The organism is Pseudomonas moorei (assembly GCF_008801475.1).
GTDB lineage: Bacteria > Pseudomonadota > Gammaproteobacteria > Pseudomonadales > Pseudomonadaceae > Aquipseudomonas > Aquipseudomonas moorei.
In genome coordinates, this window is the sequence record NZ_VZPP01000055.1 from 1 (window position 1) to 258 (window position 258).

1 protein-coding gene is annotated in these 258 nt (G+C 66.3%); it reads left to right on the forward strand.

Annotated features, from left to right (window positions below; genetic code table 11):
- Positions 1–258, forward strand: a 258-nt coding sequence (locus F7R06_RS30870; protein WP_170288748.1) for a cadherin-like domain-containing protein, incomplete at both ends; no start/stop codon positions are given.

Consider the following 258-nt stretch of genomic DNA (forward strand, 5'->3'; position numbering starts at 1 on the left):
GCACGGCCACCATCGCCAACGTCGGCACCCTGGTGATCGGCGCCAACGGCGCTTACACCTTCACCCCGGACGCCAACTACAACGGCAGCGTGCCGACCGTGACCTACACCGTCACCGACGGTTCCGGCGCGGACGTCACCTCGACCCTGAACATCAGCGTGACCCCGGTGGACGACAGCTTCACCGACCTCAGCGAAAGCGTGAACACCGCGGAAGACACTGCCGTGACCGGCAGCGTGTTGACGGGTACGTCGAGCG